Annotated in this window: 16 protein-coding genes; 12 read left to right on the top strand and 4 right to left on the bottom strand. The window is 65.3% G+C overall.

The genetic code is table 11. The annotated features are described in order from the left end of the window. Positions 1 to 19: 19 nt before the first annotated feature. Together HALZIN_RS0105715 and pcaQ are read left to right on the top strand one after the other, a co-directional pair. Positions 20 to 1,471 carry an aldehyde dehydrogenase gene (locus HALZIN_RS0105715; protein ID WP_031383278.1) on the top strand — a complete coding sequence of 484 codons (1,452 nt, stop codon included), beginning with the start codon at positions 20 to 22 and terminating at the stop codon, positions 1,469 to 1,471. Between the two features lie 93 nt (positions 1,472 to 1,564). Further along, the gene (pcaQ, locus tag HALZIN_RS0105720) at positions 1,565 to 2,476 is read left to right on the top strand and encodes a pca operon transcription factor PcaQ (RefSeq protein ID WP_031383279.1); all 912 of its coding nucleotides are present in this window, start codon (positions 1,565 to 1,567) and stop codon (positions 2,474 to 2,476) included. On the opposite strand, the gene HALZIN_RS0105725 is transcribed toward pcaQ, so the two are convergent. Next, positions 2,473 to 3,366, bottom strand: a complete 894-nt coding sequence (locus HALZIN_RS0105725; protein WP_031383280.1) for a LysR family transcriptional regulator — start codon at positions 3,364 to 3,366, stop codon at positions 2,473 to 2,475. The two genes, pcaQ and HALZIN_RS0105725, sit on opposite strands and share 4 nt — an antisense overlap. Positions 3,367 to 3,525: 159 nt before the next feature. On the opposite strand from HALZIN_RS0105725, the gene HALZIN_RS0105730 reads away from it, so the two are divergent. The 7 genes from HALZIN_RS0105730 (at position 3,526) to HALZIN_RS0105760 (ending at position 9,062) form a co-directional block, all read left to right on the top strand. Continuing rightward, positions 3,526 to 3,930, top strand: a complete 405-nt coding sequence (locus tag HALZIN_RS0105730) for a (R)-mandelonitrile lyase (RefSeq protein WP_031383281.1) — start codon at positions 3,526 to 3,528, stop codon at positions 3,928 to 3,930. A 23-nt stretch (positions 3,931 to 3,953) separates the two neighbouring features. Next, complete coding sequence (locus HALZIN_RS0105735; RefSeq protein ID WP_031383282.1) at positions 3,954 to 4,943, top strand: aldo/keto reductase; 990 nt, start codon at positions 3,954 to 3,956, stop codon at positions 4,941 to 4,943. Positions 4,944 to 4,992: 49 nt separating this feature from the next. After that, positions 4,993 to 5,730: an SDR family oxidoreductase gene (locus HALZIN_RS0105740; RefSeq protein WP_031383283.1), complete on the top strand. Its 738-nt coding sequence runs from the start codon at positions 4,993 to 4,995 to the stop codon at positions 5,728 to 5,730. Positions 5,731 to 5,843: 113 nt separating this feature from the next. Next, positions 5,844 to 6,734, top strand: coding sequence for an aldo/keto reductase (locus HALZIN_RS0105745; RefSeq protein ID WP_031383284.1), 891 nt, complete (start codon positions 5,844 to 5,846; stop codon positions 6,732 to 6,734). Positions 6,735 to 6,913: 179 nt separating this feature from the next. Next, entirely contained in the window at positions 6,914 to 7,657 is a 744-nt protein-coding gene (gene pcaH, locus HALZIN_RS0105750; RefSeq protein WP_031383285.1) for a protocatechuate 3,4-dioxygenase subunit beta, read from the top strand. After that, positions 7,654 to 8,304, top strand: a complete 651-nt coding sequence (gene pcaG / locus HALZIN_RS0105755; RefSeq protein WP_051907395.1) for a protocatechuate 3,4-dioxygenase subunit alpha — start codon at positions 7,654 to 7,656, stop codon at positions 8,302 to 8,304. Before pcaH ends, pcaG begins: the two co-directional genes overlap by 4 nt. A gap of 263 nt (positions 8,305 to 8,567) precedes the next feature. After that, positions 8,568 to 9,062, top strand: coding sequence for a glutathione peroxidase (locus tag HALZIN_RS0105760; RefSeq protein WP_031383287.1), 495 nt, complete (start codon positions 8,568 to 8,570; stop codon positions 9,060 to 9,062). A 19-nt stretch (positions 9,063 to 9,081) separates the two neighbouring features. Here the strand turns inward: HALZIN_RS0105760 and HALZIN_RS0105765 are convergent, their stop codons facing one another. Beyond that, on the bottom strand, positions 9,082 to 9,477 hold the full coding sequence (locus HALZIN_RS0105765) for a DUF7079 family protein (RefSeq protein WP_031383288.1): 396 nt from the start codon (positions 9,475 to 9,477) through the stop codon (positions 9,082 to 9,084). Between the two features lie 231 nt (positions 9,478 to 9,708). Between HALZIN_RS0105765 and fabV the strand changes: the two genes are divergently transcribed. After that, the gene (fabV, locus tag HALZIN_RS0105770; protein ID WP_031383289.1) at positions 9,709 to 10,917 is read left to right on the top strand and encodes an enoyl-ACP reductase FabV; all 1,209 of its coding nucleotides are present in this window, start codon (positions 9,709 to 9,711) and stop codon (positions 10,915 to 10,917) included. A 109-nt stretch (positions 10,918 to 11,026) separates the two neighbouring features. After that, positions 11,027 to 11,992: a GlxA family transcriptional regulator gene (locus HALZIN_RS0105775; RefSeq protein WP_201448177.1), complete on the top strand. Its 966-nt coding sequence runs from the start codon at positions 11,027 to 11,029 to the stop codon at positions 11,990 to 11,992. Between the two features lie 4 nt (positions 11,993 to 11,996). Here the strand turns inward: HALZIN_RS0105775 and HALZIN_RS0105780 are convergent, their stop codons facing one another. After that, positions 11,997 to 12,623, bottom strand: a complete 627-nt coding sequence (locus tag HALZIN_RS0105780; RefSeq protein ID WP_031383291.1) for a class I SAM-dependent methyltransferase — start codon at positions 12,621 to 12,623, stop codon at positions 11,997 to 11,999. A gap of 93 nt (positions 12,624 to 12,716) precedes the next feature. Beyond that, a complete protein-coding gene (locus tag HALZIN_RS0105785; RefSeq protein ID WP_031383292.1) occupies positions 12,717 to 13,511 on the bottom strand; it encodes an SDR family NAD(P)-dependent oxidoreductase in 795 nt (264 codons plus the stop codon). A 269-nt stretch (positions 13,512 to 13,780) separates the two neighbouring features. On the opposite strand from HALZIN_RS0105785, the gene HALZIN_RS0105790 reads away from it, so the two are divergent. Further along, the gene (locus tag HALZIN_RS0105790) at positions 13,781 to 14,995 is read left to right on the top strand and encodes an aspartate aminotransferase family protein (protein ID WP_031383293.1); all 1,215 of its coding nucleotides are present in this window, start codon (positions 13,781 to 13,783) and stop codon (positions 14,993 to 14,995) included. The last annotated feature ends 53 nt before the right edge of the window (positions 14,996 to 15,048 follow it).

Consider the following 15,048-nt stretch of genomic DNA (forward strand, 5'->3'; position numbering starts at 1 on the left):
TCTTCAGGGAGAGACCCATATGCGTGACATCAAGTTATTGCTGGGCGGCGTCCCACGCGACGCCGAAGGCCTGGCCAACTTCGAGCGCTGTAACCCGTTCGACGATAGCGTGGCGACCCGCGCCGCGGCCGCCTCGGTGGAGGACGCCCGGGCCGCGGCGAATGCCGCCGGCGAGGCCTTCAAGGGCTGGTCGCAGACCGGCCCCGGCGAGCGTCGCGCCAAGCTGCTCAAGGCCGCCGAGCTGATGGAGGCGCGCCAGGACGCGTTCATCGAGCGCATGGTCGACGAGACCGGCGCCACGCCGGGCTGGGCCGGCTTCAACGTGATGGTCGCCGCCGGCATGCTGCGCGAGGCGGCGGGCCTGACCACCCAGGTGGGCGGCGAGGTGATCCCCTCCGACGTGCCCGGCAGCCTGGCGATGGGCGTGCGCGTGCCGTGCGGCGCGGTGCTGGGCATCGCGCCGTGGAACGCGCCGATCATCCTCGGCACGCGGGCCGTGGCCACGCCGCTGGCCTGCGGCAACAGCGTGATCCTCAAGACCTCGGAGCAGTGCCCGGCGACCCATCAGTTGATCGGCGAGATCCTCGTCGAAGCGGGCTTCGGCGAGGGCGTGGTCAACGTGATCAGCAACGCCCCCGAGCAGGCCGCCGCGGTGGTCTCGGCGCTGATCGAGCACCCCGCGGTGGCGCGCATCAATTTCACCGGCTCGACCGGCGTCGGCCGGCTCATCGCCGAGCAGGCGGCCCGAGCGCTCAAGCCGGCACTGCTCGAGCTGGGCGGCAAGGCGCCGTGCGTGGTGCTCGACGATGCCGACCTGGATGCCGCGGTGGAGGCCGCCGCGTTCGGCGCGTTCTTCAACCAGGGCCAGATCTGCATGTCCACCGAACGGCTGGTGGTCGATGCCGCGATCGCCGAGGATTTCACCGACAAGCTGGCCAGCAAGGCCGCCAGCCTCAAGGCCGGCGACCCGCGCGATACGGCCAACGCGCTGGGCACGCTGATCAATCGCGAGTCGGGCGACAAGCTCAACGGCCTGATCGACGATGCCGTCGAGCAAGGCGCGCGGCTTGCATGCGGCGGCAAGGCCGAAGGCGTGATCATGCAGCCCACGCTGCTCGATGGCGTGACCCCGCAGATGCGCCTGTATCGCGAGGAGTCGTTCGGTCCGCTGGTGGCGATGATCCGCGTCGATGGCGAGGAGGAGGCGATCCGGGTGGCCAACGACAGCGAATACGGCCTGTCGGCGGCGGTGTTCAGCCGCGACACGGCGCGTGCCATGCGCGTCGCGCAACGCATCGAATCGGGCATCTGCCACATCAACGCCCCGACCGTGCACGACGAGCCGCAGATGCCGTTCGGCGGGGTCAAGTCGAGCGGCTACGGGCGTTTCGGCGGCAAGGCGGGGATCGCCGAATTCACCGAACTGCGCTGGATGACAATGCAACTCGGGCCGCGTCACTATCCCATTTGAGCGCGTTGCCCCGGCTGGAGCCGCGAAGGCTGACCCGGCCCCGCCGCTGGGTTACATTCGGGGCTTCGTGCAACCAAGGGACCTGCGCGCGTCATGCTCAACCCGCGAATCAAGCTACGCCATTTGCAGGCCTTTCTCGAACTCGCCAAGCGGCGCAGCTTCGTGCGCGCCGCCGAAAGCCTGGCGATCACTCAGCCGGCGCTGTCCAAGGCGATCCGCGAACTCGAGGATAACCTGGGCACGGCGCTGTTCGATCGCGGCCCGCGGGGCGTGTCGCTCAATCAGGCCGGGTTGACCCTGCTGCGCCATGCCGGGCCGGCGCTGCGCACGCTCGACGAGGGGCTCACGGCGATCGGCGAAGTGTCGGGGCGCGAGCGCTGGGTGCGCGTCGGCGCCCTGTCGACCGTCGAGAGCCGCCTGGTGCCGCTGGCCATCGAGCGCCTGCATGCGCGCTTCGACGACATCGGCGTGCGGGTCGATTCGGGGCCCAGCGCCTATCTTCTTTCGCGGCTGCGCGGCGGCGAACTCGATCTGGTGGTGGGGCGCATGACCGCCGCTCGTGAGATCGGCGACCTGGCCTTCGAACACCTTTATTACGAGCCGCTGGTGGTGGCGGTGCGCACGGGCCATCCGTTGGCCGGCGATACGCCGCCCACGCTGGCGCGCCTCGTCGACTATCCATGGATCCTGCCGCCGCCGCAGACCACCCTGCGCCAGCAGCTCGACAGCTTCTGTGTCCAGCATGGCTTGCGTCCGCCCGAACGCCGGGTGGAAACCCTGTCGCTGGCGATCAGCCGGCGCTATGTGCTGGATGGCGAGGCGCTGTGGATCGCTCCCCGCGAGGCGATCGATGAAGACGTGGCGGCGGGGCGGCTGACGCTGCTCGACGTGGGGCTGGAACGCCAGGGCGGCTCGGTGGGGCTGTGCCTGAACGCCAGCATGCAGCCCACGCTCGCCCTCGAGGCGTTCTGCGAGGCGCTGCGCGAGGTGGCCGGCGAGCGCTAGCGCCGTTCGCGCAGCGCCTCGACGACCCGTGCGAACGCCGGCGATAGCTCGCGTCGGCCCGGGTAGTAAAGATGATAGCCGGCAAAGGTCGGGCACCATTCGGTGAGGACACGCTCCAATCGGCCTGCTTCGATGAGTGGTTGTACCCGATCCTCCATGAGAAACGCCAAGCCAAAACCCGCCTTGGCGGCCTTCAAGGCCATGGGCGTGTCGTTGAACGTCAACTGGCCGTCGACGCGAACGTTCAGCGCTCGTCCCTGCTTGGCGAATTCCCAGATGTAGAGGCCTCCCAGCGTCGGCAGCCTCAGGTTGATGCAACGATGATGGATGAGTTCGTGCGGGGTCCGGGGCCTCCCATGCGCCGCGAAATAGGCCGGTGCCCCCACTACCGCCATACGCAGGTCGGGGCCAATGCGCACGGCGATCATGTCCTGCTCCACTCGCTCGCCCAGGCGTACTCCGGCATCGAAGCGGCCGGCCACGATATCGGTCAGACTCTGGTCGATCGACAGCTCCACGCGAATATCCGGGTGACCCGGCAGCAACTCGGCCAGAGTGGGCCAGAGGACCGTTCGCGCGGCGTGCATGCTGGTAGTGATGCGCACGTTGCCCGCCGGCTTTTCCCTCAACGCACTCAATGCATCCAGCTTGGCGTCGATGTCGTCGAATGCCGGGCGCAGCGTCTCCAACAGACGTTCACCGGCTTCGGTGGGGGCGACACTGCGCGTCGTGCGTGACAGCAGCCGCAGCCCGAGGCGTTCCTCGAGTCGTCGGAGCGTATGGCTGAGTGTGGATTGTGAGGTGCCCAACTTGGCGGCAGCTCGCGTGAAGCTGCCTTCGTCGGCTATGGCCAGGAAGGCGGTGAGATCGCCCAGCTCCTCTCTGCGCATTCATGAATCCTCGATATAGGCCTAAGCAGTTTTTGCGCTCTAATCATATCAAAGCGAGTGACCTAGACTGCGATGTACCGGCAGGCGGCGGACTGTCGCTCGGGGCAGCGTCAACTGTCCTCGCACGTCACCAACGAACCGATTCGCAGGAGGGACGCCATGGAAATCCAGCGCAACGGCACCAAGGCATCCGTACAGGGCCCCAAAGAGTACTTCACCGGCACCGTACGTATCGATGCGCCCTTTCAGGCCACAGAGCCCGCCCAGGTAGGTGGCGCCACAGTGACCTTCGAGCCCGGCGCCCGCACTGCCTGGCATACCCATCCGCTGGGTCAGACGCTGATCGTCACCGTAGGGCTGGGGTGGGTTCAGCGCGAAGGCAGCCCGAAGGAGACGATCCGCCCGGGCGATTTGGTCTGGTTCGAGCCGGGCGAGAAGCATTGGCATGGCGCGACCGACACTACGGCCATGACGCATATCGCCATCGCCGAATCGCTGAATGGTTCACCGGTCACCTGGCTGGAAAAGGTCGCCGATGAGGATTATCTCGCGGAGCGCGCCTGACGAATGACAAGGAGCGGAAAACGATGCAAACACGCAAACTTGGCAACAGTGGTCTGGAAGTTTCGTCACTCGGCTATGGTTGTATGGGGCTCAGTTATGGCTACGGACCCGCCAAGCGCGAGCAGGAAGCTATCGAAATGATTCGTGCCGCTTTCGATCGCGGTGTGACGCTGTTCGACACCGCCGAAGCCTATGGTCCCTATCTTAATGAGGAAGTCGTGGGTAAGGCGTTGGCGCCCTATCGAGACGAGGTGGTTATCGCCACCAAATTCGGCTTCGAATTCGATGAGCAGGGCGGCCAGAGCGGCATGAACAGCCATCCGGAGCATATCCGGGCGGTGGCCGAAGCGTCGCTGAAGCGGTTGAAGACAGACCGCATCGATCTATTTTACCAGCACCGCGTCGACCCGGATGTGCCGATCGAGGATGTCGCTGGCGCCATCAAGGAACTGGTCGCGGAGGGCAAGGTGAAACACTGGGGGCTCTCCGAGGCCGGCGCCGAAGTCATCCGCCGCGCGCATGCGGTGCACCCAGTAGCCGCCCTGCAGAGCGAATATTCGCTGTGGTGGCGGGAGCCAGAGACTGAAATCCTGCCGACCCTCGAAGAGTTGGGCATTGGCTTCGTGCCTTTCAGTCCTCTGGGCAAAGGCTTCCTTACCGGCGCGATCGACGAACAGACCACTTTCGACGAGGGTGACTTCCGCAATATCGTGCCGCGCTTCTCGGCCGATGCGCGCCAAGCCAATCAGTCTCTGGTGGATCTGCTGGACGCTATCGCACAGCGCAAAGCGGCGACTCCCGCGCAAATTGCGTTGGCCTGGCTGCTGGCCCAGAAGCCATGGGTCATACCCATTCCAGGCACCACCAAGCTGCATCGTCTGGAGGAAAATCTCGGTGCCGCCGAGTTGACACTGAATGCCGGTGAGCTGGACGAGATCGAGGCTGCTCTGTCGCGTATCGAGATTCAGGGCGAGCGCTATCCCGCTCATCTGCAGCAGCGGGTCAACCGCTGATCGAAAGACTGGCGATACGCGATTACGGATACAGAGAGGAGAACTCACGATGGACGGTATCAAGGATAAAGTCGTCGTCATCACCGGGGCCAGTAGCGGTCTCGGCGAAGCCACGGCACGTCGCTTGGCGCAGGGTGGTGCCAAGCTGGTCCTCGGCGCGCGGCGTATGGAACGGCTCCAGGCACTGGCCAAGGAGCTCGGCCTGGATGACCAGGCGGTGGTCAAGACCGACGTGACGCACAGCGACCAGGTCGAGGCACTGATCGAGCGCGCCATCAAGCTGCATGGCCGCATCGATGTCCTCCTCAACAATGCCGGCGTGATGCCGCACTCGCCCCTGGCGCGTCTCAAGGTCGAGGAGTGGGAGCAGATGATCGACGTCAACATCAAGGGGGTGCTTTATGGCATCGCTGCGGCAATGCCGCACATGACGTCCCAGAAGAGCGGGCAAATCATCAACGTGTCTTCGGTCGCCGGCCACAAGGTCCGGCCCGGCAGCGTCGTCTACTCGGCCACCAAGCATGCCGTTCGCATTATCTCCGAAGGGCTGCGCCAGGAAGTCAAACCCTACAATATCCGCTCGACGATCATCTCGCCCGGGGCGGTCGCTACCGAACTGCCCAACAGCATCTCGGAAAAGGACGTATCCGACGCGGTTCATGACTTCTACGAGCAGTATGCGATTCCTGCCGATTCGTTCGCGCGCGCGGTGGAGTTCGCCATGAGCCAGCCGGAGGACGTGGATATCAACGAGATCCTGTTCAGGCCGACCAGCCAGGAACTGTAACCGGCGCCCGCAAGCAACACTGAAAAACCTGATAACGCCCCGGATGGGTACCTGTTTCGGCTAATGGCCTGGAATGGTGCTTCTAAAGGGGCGTGAACGGTGAAGGAGTTAGTATGGCCATTCCCACCCTGACATTGAACAACGCTGTCGAGATTCCCGCGTTCGGGCTGGGCGTCTATCGCGCCAGCGCCGAAGAAACCACCGGCGCGGTGCTGGCCGCTTTCGAGGCGGGCTATCGACACGTCGACACCGCCGCCGCTTACAGCAACGAAGAGCAGGTCGGCGAGGCGTTTCGCGCAAGCGGTCTCGACCGCTCGGACGTGTTCATCGAATCCAAGCTCTGGCTGTCCGATTACACCTATGACGGCGCGCTGCATGGGTTCGAACGCTCGCTGCGCAAGCTGGGCATGGATCATGTCGATCTTTACCTGCTTCACCAGCCGGCGCCGGACGAGTTCGAGCGCACGCTCGGGGCTTGGAAGGGGCTCTGCGAGATCGTCAAAAGCGGCCGCGCCCGGGCCGTCGGCGTATCGAATTTCAACGAGGAAGAGCTCAAGCGCGCCATTGATGAGACCGGTGTGACGCCAGCAGTGAACCAGGTGGAACTGCATCCGTTCTTCACCCAGAAGAAGCTCAGTGCATTCCACCGGGAGCACGGCATCCTCACCCAGGCGTGGTCGCCTATCGGTGGCGTCAATCGCTATTTCACAGAAGATCCGAAACCTGAAGACGACCCATTGACCCACCCCACGATCACGCAGATTGCCCAGCGGTACGGCAAGTCACCGGCTCAGGTGATCCTGCGCTGGCATATCGAGCTGGGTCATTCGGTGATTCCGAAGTCGGTACATACTGCGCGAATCAGGGAGAACGTCGATATCTTCGACTTTGCGCTCTCCGCCGAAGAGATCGCTTTCATCGATGGGCTCGACACCGGACGGCGCGGTGGGCCGGATCCCAAATCGCTCAGCACCAAGACTGTGAGTTTCACCATCCCCGACTGATACTTGGCGATCAGCCAATGGAAAACCGAGGCGTCATGCGGTCGTCGCTTGATCAATAACCCAGAGGTTATGGCGAAGGGATGAAATTTCATTTCCCAGCCCGGGCGGCGCTGGCGACACTGGCGAACCATCGTCCTTCGGGTCGAGCCTCATCAACACGCCAGCCACCGAGGACCGTCATGAAAAACGTGGACAACAAGTGCTTCATCCCGCGCGATCGCAACTGGCATCCGCCGGCCTATGCACCGGGCTACAAGACCACCGTGGCCCGCTCGCCGCGCCAGTCGCCGGTGAGCATGCAGCACCCAACACGTTCGGAACTCACCGGGCCGAACTTCGCCTCGCTGCGGCTGGGTCCGCACGACAACGACCTGTTGCTCAACTACCGCGAGAACGCCGGCCGCGATGGCCTGCCGATCGGCGAGCGGATCGTCATGTTCGGCCGCGTGGTCGACCAGCTCGGCAAGCCGGTGCCCGATACCCTGGTCGAGATGTGGCAGGCCAACGCCGGCGGGCGTTACCGGCACAAGAAGGACCAGTACCTGGCGCCGCTCGATCCCAACTTCGGCGGGGTGGGGCGCTGCATCACCGATGCGCAGGGCTGGTATCATTTCCGCACCGTCCGCCCCGGCCCCTATCCCTGGCCCAACGACGTCAACTCCTGGCGCCCGGCGCATATCCACGTGTCGGTGATGGGCCCGGCGATTTCCACCCGGCTGGTGACCCAGATGTACTTCGAGGGCGACCCGCTGATTCCGCGCTGCCCGATCGTGCATACGCTCAACGATCCCGAAGCGGTCGACACCCTCATCGGGCGGCTCGACATGGCGCGCAGCCGGTCGATGGATTATCTCGCCTATCGCTTCGACATCGTCACGCGCGGCGAACTGCAGACCTATTTCGAACCGGGAGTGACGCTATGAGTCAGCAACCGATCCGGAGTCAACAACCGACCCATGGCGGCTGCGTGCTGTATCGCGAGACGCCGTCGCAAACCGCCGGCCCCTACGTGCACATCGGCCTGGCGCTGGAGGTTGCCGGGATACCGCTGCGCGACGAGGAGGTCTGGAGCCGGCTGGCCACGCCCGAAGCGGACGGCGAGCTGATCGAGGTGGTCGGCACGGTGATCGACGGCAACGGCGACCTGGTGCGCGACGCCTTCCTCGAGGCCTGGCAGGCCGATGCCCACGGCGAGTTCCAGCTCGACTATGATCTGGGCAAGCCGTTCAACAGCTTCGGCCGCACCGCCACCACTGCCGAGGCCGCCAGCGAATGGTCGTTCACCACGGTCAAGCCCGGGCGGGTGCCGGCGGCCAACGGCAAGCCGATGGCGCCGCACATCAGCCTGGCGATCTTCGCCCGAGGCATCAACGTGCACCTGCAGACGCGGTTGTATTTCGACGACGAGAGCGAAGCCAACGCCGAGTGCCCGGTGCTCGCCGCCATCGAATCGTCGGCGCGCCGCCAGACGCTGATCGCGCGGCGCGAGGAGGGCGCGGACGGTACGCCCCGCTATCGTCTCGATATCCGCCTGCAGGGCGATGACGAAACGCTATTCTTCGAATTCTGAAGCGAACCGTTGCCGGTTGGTAAAGGAACCCCGCTATCCGTGGATGGCGGGGAGTCTTCGTGTGCGTTCGATGTCGGCCCCGGCGCTTGCGCAAGTGGCCAGTTCAGGTATTACAATCGCGGCAAGTCGTGTTTCGGCCACTATTCTTTGAGATGCCGTCTTTGCGAGATGCCGTCTTTGCGAGGTGCCGCGGCGCCGTTGCGGCTGGCGCGTTTTAAGCTGACGTGGCATCTTTCGGGTTCAGCGAAGCGAATAGATGGGTTATGCAGATCTACAACCAAGATTGCCGGACCGCAAGCGGTGAGCCCTTCAATCTGCGCGCCCTGCGTGGCCAGGTACTGCTGGTGGTCAATGTCGCCAGTCGCTGCAGCTACACGCCGCAGCTCGCCGAGCTCGAACGGCTCTATCGGCGCTATCGCTATCAGGGCTTTACCGTGCTGGCGTTTCCCTGCAACCAGTTCGCCCACCAGAGCCCCGAACCGGCGCATACCTTCGGCGCCTTCTGCGAGCGTGAATACGACGTGACCTTCCCGGTCATGGAAAAGGTCCGCGTCAATGGCCGTCACGCTCATCCGCTGTTCGTGCTGTTGCGTCGCCAGGCCCCGGGAATGCTGGGCAGCACCCCGATCAAGTGGAATTTCACCAAGTTCCTGGTCGGCCGCGACGGCCAGGTGATTCGCCGCTTCTCGCCACGCACCGGCCGGCTGGGTATCGTGCCGGAACTCGAAAGAGCCCTGCAGATTCCCTTTTCGGCCTAGTAGTCATCGCCATCGCCGCTCAATGCGGCGGCTGCTGGCCGCGGGCGACCATCAAGCGCGTCATCAAGGTATTCCAGCGCGCCCGGGTGAGCATCGTCGTCAAGCCCGAGAACAACGTCCAGAAGCCCTTGCGCCAGCCATGCAAGCGTCGATTATGAGTGACCAGCTGACGCAGCAGCCGGTGCTCGTCGACGTCGCGCCAGCTGTCGGTGACCGACATCTGCTGGCGGGCCAGCACCGGGGCGAGTTCCAGACGGAAGATCCACTCCAGCTGCTCGAGACTCAGGTCATGGCGTTCGATCACTTCGATCATGCGCGCATAGTCGCTTTCGCGGGGCTCGTTTTCCCGCCACAGCGTCGCCAGGGCGAGCCACAACTCGCCACGCTCGTCGACCAGGGTTTGCGGGTCTTTCATGGCAGGGGCCTCCTTGGTAGCGACAGAATTGTGAAGGGCATGCGCGCTTATTGCGAGACCCGGCTCCTCGATCTGACCGCTGTGTGATCGGCGCCGTGGCGCGGGGCGGACAGTGCGCCGGCAAACCGCTAGAATAGCCGCATCGGCCGGCCCCGGTGAAACCGGGCTTCAGGCAGGGAATGTCCCGTTCTTCCCAAAGCAAGTTATTCCAATAGAGAGTCGAGGTCTGACGTGATCATCAAACCCAAGGTCCGCGGTTTCATCTGCACCACCACCCATCCCACCGGCTGCGCGATGAACGTGCTCGAGCAGATCCAGGCGACGCGCGCCGCGCTCGGCGAACGCAAGGCTGCCGACGCGGGGCCGAAGAAGGTGCTGGTGATCGGCGCCTCGAGCGGCTATGGCCTGGCGGCGCGGATCACCGCGGCGTTCGGCTACGGCGCCAGCACCCTGGGGGTGTTCTTCGAAAAGCCCGGCAGCGAGAAGAAGCCGGGCACCGCGGGCTGGTACAACTCGGCCGCCTTCGACCGTTTCGCCAAGGAGGAGGGCCTCTACAGCAAGGCGATCAACGGCGACGCCTTCTCCCACGAGACTCGCGACAAGGCGATCGAGATGATCAAGCAGGATCTCGGCGAGATCGACCTGGTGGTCTACTCGCTGGCCTCGCCGGTGCGCAAGCTGCCCGACAGTGGCGAACTCAAGCGCTCGGCGCTCAAGCCGATCGGCGAGACCTACCGCGCTACCGCCATCGACACCAACAAGGACGCCATCATCGAGGCCGAGGTCGAGCCGGCCAGCGAGCAGGAGATCGCCGACACCATCCAAGTGATGGGCGGCGAGGACTGGGAGCTGTGGATCGACGCGCTGGACCAGGCCGGGGTGCTCGCCAAGGGCGCCAAGTCGGTGGCCTTCAGCTACATCGGCACCGAGATCACCTGGCCGATCTACTGGCACGGTGCGCTGGGCAAGGCCAAGGAGGATCTCGACCGCGCCGCCGGCGAGATCGACAAGCGCCTAGGCAAGAGCGGTGGCGGCGCCAACGTCGCGGTGCTCAAGTCGGTGGTCACCCAGGCCAGCGCGGCGATCCCGGTGATGCCGCTGTACATCGCCATGGTCTACAAGGTGATGAAGGAGCAGGGCCTGCACGAAGGCACCATCGACCAGTTGAACCGCCTGTTCCGCGATCGGCTCTACGCCGATGCCGCCCCCGAGACCGACGAGGCCGGGCGGCTGCGTCTCGACGACTGGGAGCTGCGCGACGACGTCCAGCAGGCCTGCAAGGAGCTGTGGCCGAAGGTGACCAGCGACAACCTGTTCGAGATCACCGACTACGCCGGCTACAAGCACGACTTCCTCAAGCTGTTTGGCTTCGTGCGTGACGACGTCGACTACGACGCCGAGGTCGAGCCGGTCGCCGACTACGACGTCGTCCAGCTGTAAGGCGACGTCATGGTTCGGCGAATGCTAGATGCAGCGGGGCGCTTGTTGCTGGATTTGCTGGCCACCATCGCACGTTCGAAAGCCTTAATAGCTGAGCTCGATCGCCACGATGCCCCTCGAGAGTAACCCGCCGGGCGTTATCCGACAGGTCGGTTTCGTGCTGCTGCCGGGGTTCTCGCTGCTCGCCCAGGCGTGTGCCCTGGAGCCGCTTCACGTCGCCAACCTGCTGGCCGGCGAGCGCCTCTATACGCCGTTGACCTTCGGTCTCGACGAACGCGCGGTGAAGAGCGCCGCCGAGCTGGCGCTGTCGCCGCACAGCGTGGCCGGCGACGATGCCGGCGAGCTCGATATGCTCATCGTCTGCGCGCCGGCGGCTTTCAACGGCGCCCACGATGCGCTGTTGGCATGGCTGGCGCGGCTGGCCGGACGCGGCGTGGCGCTAGGCGGCATCGCCGGCGGCACCGAGGTGCTGGCCCGCGCCGGGGTACTCGACGGCTATCGTGCCACGCTGCCCTGGCAGAGCGCCGAGTCGTTCGTGCAGGCGCATCCCGCGGTGCGCGTCAGCCAGCAGCTGTTCGAGATCGATCGCGATCGCCTGACCTGCGGTGGCGGCACCGCGGCGATGGACATGATGATGACGCTGATCGCCCAGCACCACGGTCAGACGCTCGCCGAGCGGATATCCGAGCACTTCGTCTGCGAACGCATTCGCATGGGCGACGAGCCGCAGCACGTACCGCTGCGCTCGCGCCTCGGCCACGCCCCGCAGAGCCTGTTCGATGCCATCACGCTGATGGAGTCGAACATCGAGGAGCCGTTGACCACCCACGAGTTGTCCACCCACCTGGGCATCTCGCGGCGCCAGCTCGAGCGGCTGTTCAAGAAATACCTGCAGGCGGTGCCCAGCCGCTACTACCTCGACCTGCGCCTGCAACAAGCCCGCAAGTTGCTGCGCGAGACCGACCAGGCGGTCGGCGACATCGCCCTGCAGACCGGCTTCTCCTCCGGCGCGCATTTCTCCACCGCCTATCGCAACCACTTCGGCATGACCCCGCGGGAGGAGCGGCTGGGCTGAGCGTTCAGCGCGGCGAGGCCTTGCGCGCCAGCAGTGCCCGAAACAGTCTGCCCAGCATCACCGGCTGGTCCTCCTCGATGACGAACCCCGCTTCACTCAAAAGCGGCCCGGCCTGACGGGTGATGTCGGTGGCGATGGCACTGGTCAGCGCGTTCAGCGCTCGACGGCCCGGGCCCGGGGAGTGGCCGTCGGGCTGAAACTTGTCCATCACGCACAGCTGGCCGTCGTCGGCGAGCACTCGGTAGGCTTCGCGAAGGCCCCGATCGGGGTCCGGCATCACTGCCAGAATCAGATGCATGATCACCACGTCGAAATGGCCGTCGGGGAAGTCGAGGCGCTCGGCGTCCATCTCGCGGGCGACGAAATCGAAGCCCAGCGATTCGGCGCGGGCGCGAAAGCGCGCCACCATCGCCGGACTGAGATCGCTCGCGTGCAGCTCGATATGGCGGGGCAGGTAGCACAGATCGAGCCCGGTGCCGGCACCCACGATCAGTACCCGCTCGCCACCCGCCCAGTCGACAGCATCCAGCGCCCGCCGCCGCGCGCGACGAAAGGCGCGGTCGGCGACCAGATCGTAGAGCGGGGCATACAGCGAATAGCGCAGGCGATTCCAGGCGGTGGTGTTGAACATGGCGATCATTCCCCGGTGCGTGGCGCATGCGACTCCATGCGCCTCATGGGGAGGATAGCGCGAGTTACCTGTCTGTGGCGCCCGGTCAGCGCGTCAGGCCATGGTATCGACGATCCCGCCCTCGACGCGCAGTGCCGCGCCGGTGGTCGCGCTGGCCTGCGTGGAGGCGGCGTAGACGCTCATGTTGGCGACCTCCTCGGGGGTGGCCAGGCGCTGGATGATCGACGAGGGGCGATTCTCGGCGACGAAACGCGCTTCCATTTCGGCTGGCGAGACGCCCTCCTGCTCGGCGGCCTGCTTGATCATGCCGAGTACGCCTTCCGAACGGGTCGGCCCCGGCAGGATGGCGTTGACGGTGACGTTGGTGCCGCTGAGCACCTTGGCCAGCCCGCGCGAGATCGACTGCACGGCGCTCTTGGTCATGCCGTAATGGACCATCTCGCTGGGGATGTTGAGCGCCGACTCGCTGGAGATGAACTGCACGCGGCCCCAGTCGCGCTGCTTCATGCCCTGGGCGTAGTGACGCGACAGCCGCACCGCGCTCATCACGTTGACGTCGAAGAATTGCTGCCAGGTGGCGTCGTCGATCGCGAAGAAATCCTGCGGGCCGAAAATGCCCACGTTGTTGATCAGAATGTCGGCCTCGGGGCGGGCCTCGATCAGCGCCTGGCAGCCCTCGGCGCTGCCCAGGTCGGCGGCCACGCCGGATACGCCGGCATCGGGTACCGCTTGCCGGATGGCTTCGATGGCGGCATCGACGCGCGCCTGGGTACGCCCGGTGACGGTGACCTCGGCGCCGGCCCGGGCTAGCCCCTGGGCGATGGCGAAGCCGATGCCGGCGGTGGAGCCGCTGACGATGGCGCGTTTGCCGGAAAGATCGATCTGCATTGCACACTCCTTGGCTTGCGGTACCCGGCGATCCGTTCACGATTGCGCCGGGGTCGAAATTTGTAGCCTGCTAAAAAGATGGGTCGAAAGCAGGATAGTTCAAGCCGCTTTTTATGGGAGCCCGAAGCCGCTCCCTTTATGAGAGCCCGAAGCCGCTCTCGCCAAAAGCCCGCAGCCGCTTTTCATAATTCGCCGTCCCATCGCTGAAAGCCTTTGGCCAAGTGTGTCCTTATACTCGAATTATCATCAATCCCAGGATGGAGAACCCCATGACCGACACCCCGACCCGCGCCGACTTCGACCGTTACATGGTGCCCAACTACGCGCCGCAGCAGAGAATTCCGGTGCGCGGCGAGGGTAGCCGGCTGTGGGATCAGGACGGCCGCGAGTATGTCGACTTCGCCGGCGGTATCGCGGTCAACTCGCTGGGGCATTGCCATCCGGTATTGGTCGACGCGCTCAAGGCCCAGGCCGACAAGCTCTGGCACCTGTCCAACGTCTACACCAACGAGCCGGCGCTCAAGCTGGCCCGCGCGTTGACCGAGCGCACCTTCGCCGACAAGGTCTATCTGTGCTCCTCCGGCGGCGAGGCCAACGAGGCCGCGCTCAAGCTGGCGCGGCGCTGGGCCCACGACACCCACGGCGAGAACAAGCACAAGATCGTCTCGTTCCGCCAGTCGTTCCACGGGCGTACCTTCTTCACCGTCAGCGTCGGCGGCCAGCCCAAGTACTCCCAAGGCTTCGGCCCGGTGCCCGGCGGCATCGTGCACGGCGAGTTCAACAACCTCGACAGCGTGCGCGAGCTGATCGACGCCGATACCTGCGCGGTGATCGTCGAGCCGCTGCAGGGCGAGGGCGGCATCGTTCCGGCCACCCAGGCATTCCTCGAAGGCCTGCGCGCGCTGTGCGACGAGCACCAGGCGCTGCTGATCTTCGACGAGGTGCAGTCGGGCATGGGGCGTCCCGGCACGCTGTTCGCCTACATGCGCTACGGCGTGACTCCGGACATCCTGACCAGCGCCAAGTCGCTGGGCGGCGGTTTCCCTGTCGGCGCGATGCTGACCACCGATCGCATCGCCCCGGTGTTCAAGCTGGGTACCCACGGCTCCACCTACGGCGGCAACGCGCTGGGCTCGGCGGTGGCGCTGGCGGCGCTCGAATACATCGACACCCCGGAAGTGCTGGAGGGCGTCCAGCGCCGCCACGAGCGCTTCCGCGAGCACCTCGACACGCTCAACTCGAAGCATGGCGTGTTTCAGGGCGTGCGCGGCATGGGCCTGTTGATCGGCGCGCAGATGGCCCCCGAGTACGAGGGCCGCGCCAAGGAGATCCTGCCGCTGGCCATCGAGGAGGGCGTGATGGCGCTGATCGCCGGGCCCAACGTGCTGCGCATGGCGCCGTCGCTGGTAATTCCCGAGGCCGACATCGACGAGGGCATGGCGCGTCTCGACCGGGCCATCGCACGCTTCGTCGAGTCGGCATGAACGTCCAGTCGCCATCGATGAGTGCGCCGATGTCACCGCCGAGAGGAAACGCC

It is taken from the genome of Halomonas zincidurans B6 (genome assembly GCF_000731955.1).
GTDB classification, from domain to species: domain Bacteria; phylum Pseudomonadota; class Gammaproteobacteria; order Pseudomonadales; family Halomonadaceae; genus Modicisalibacter; species Modicisalibacter zincidurans.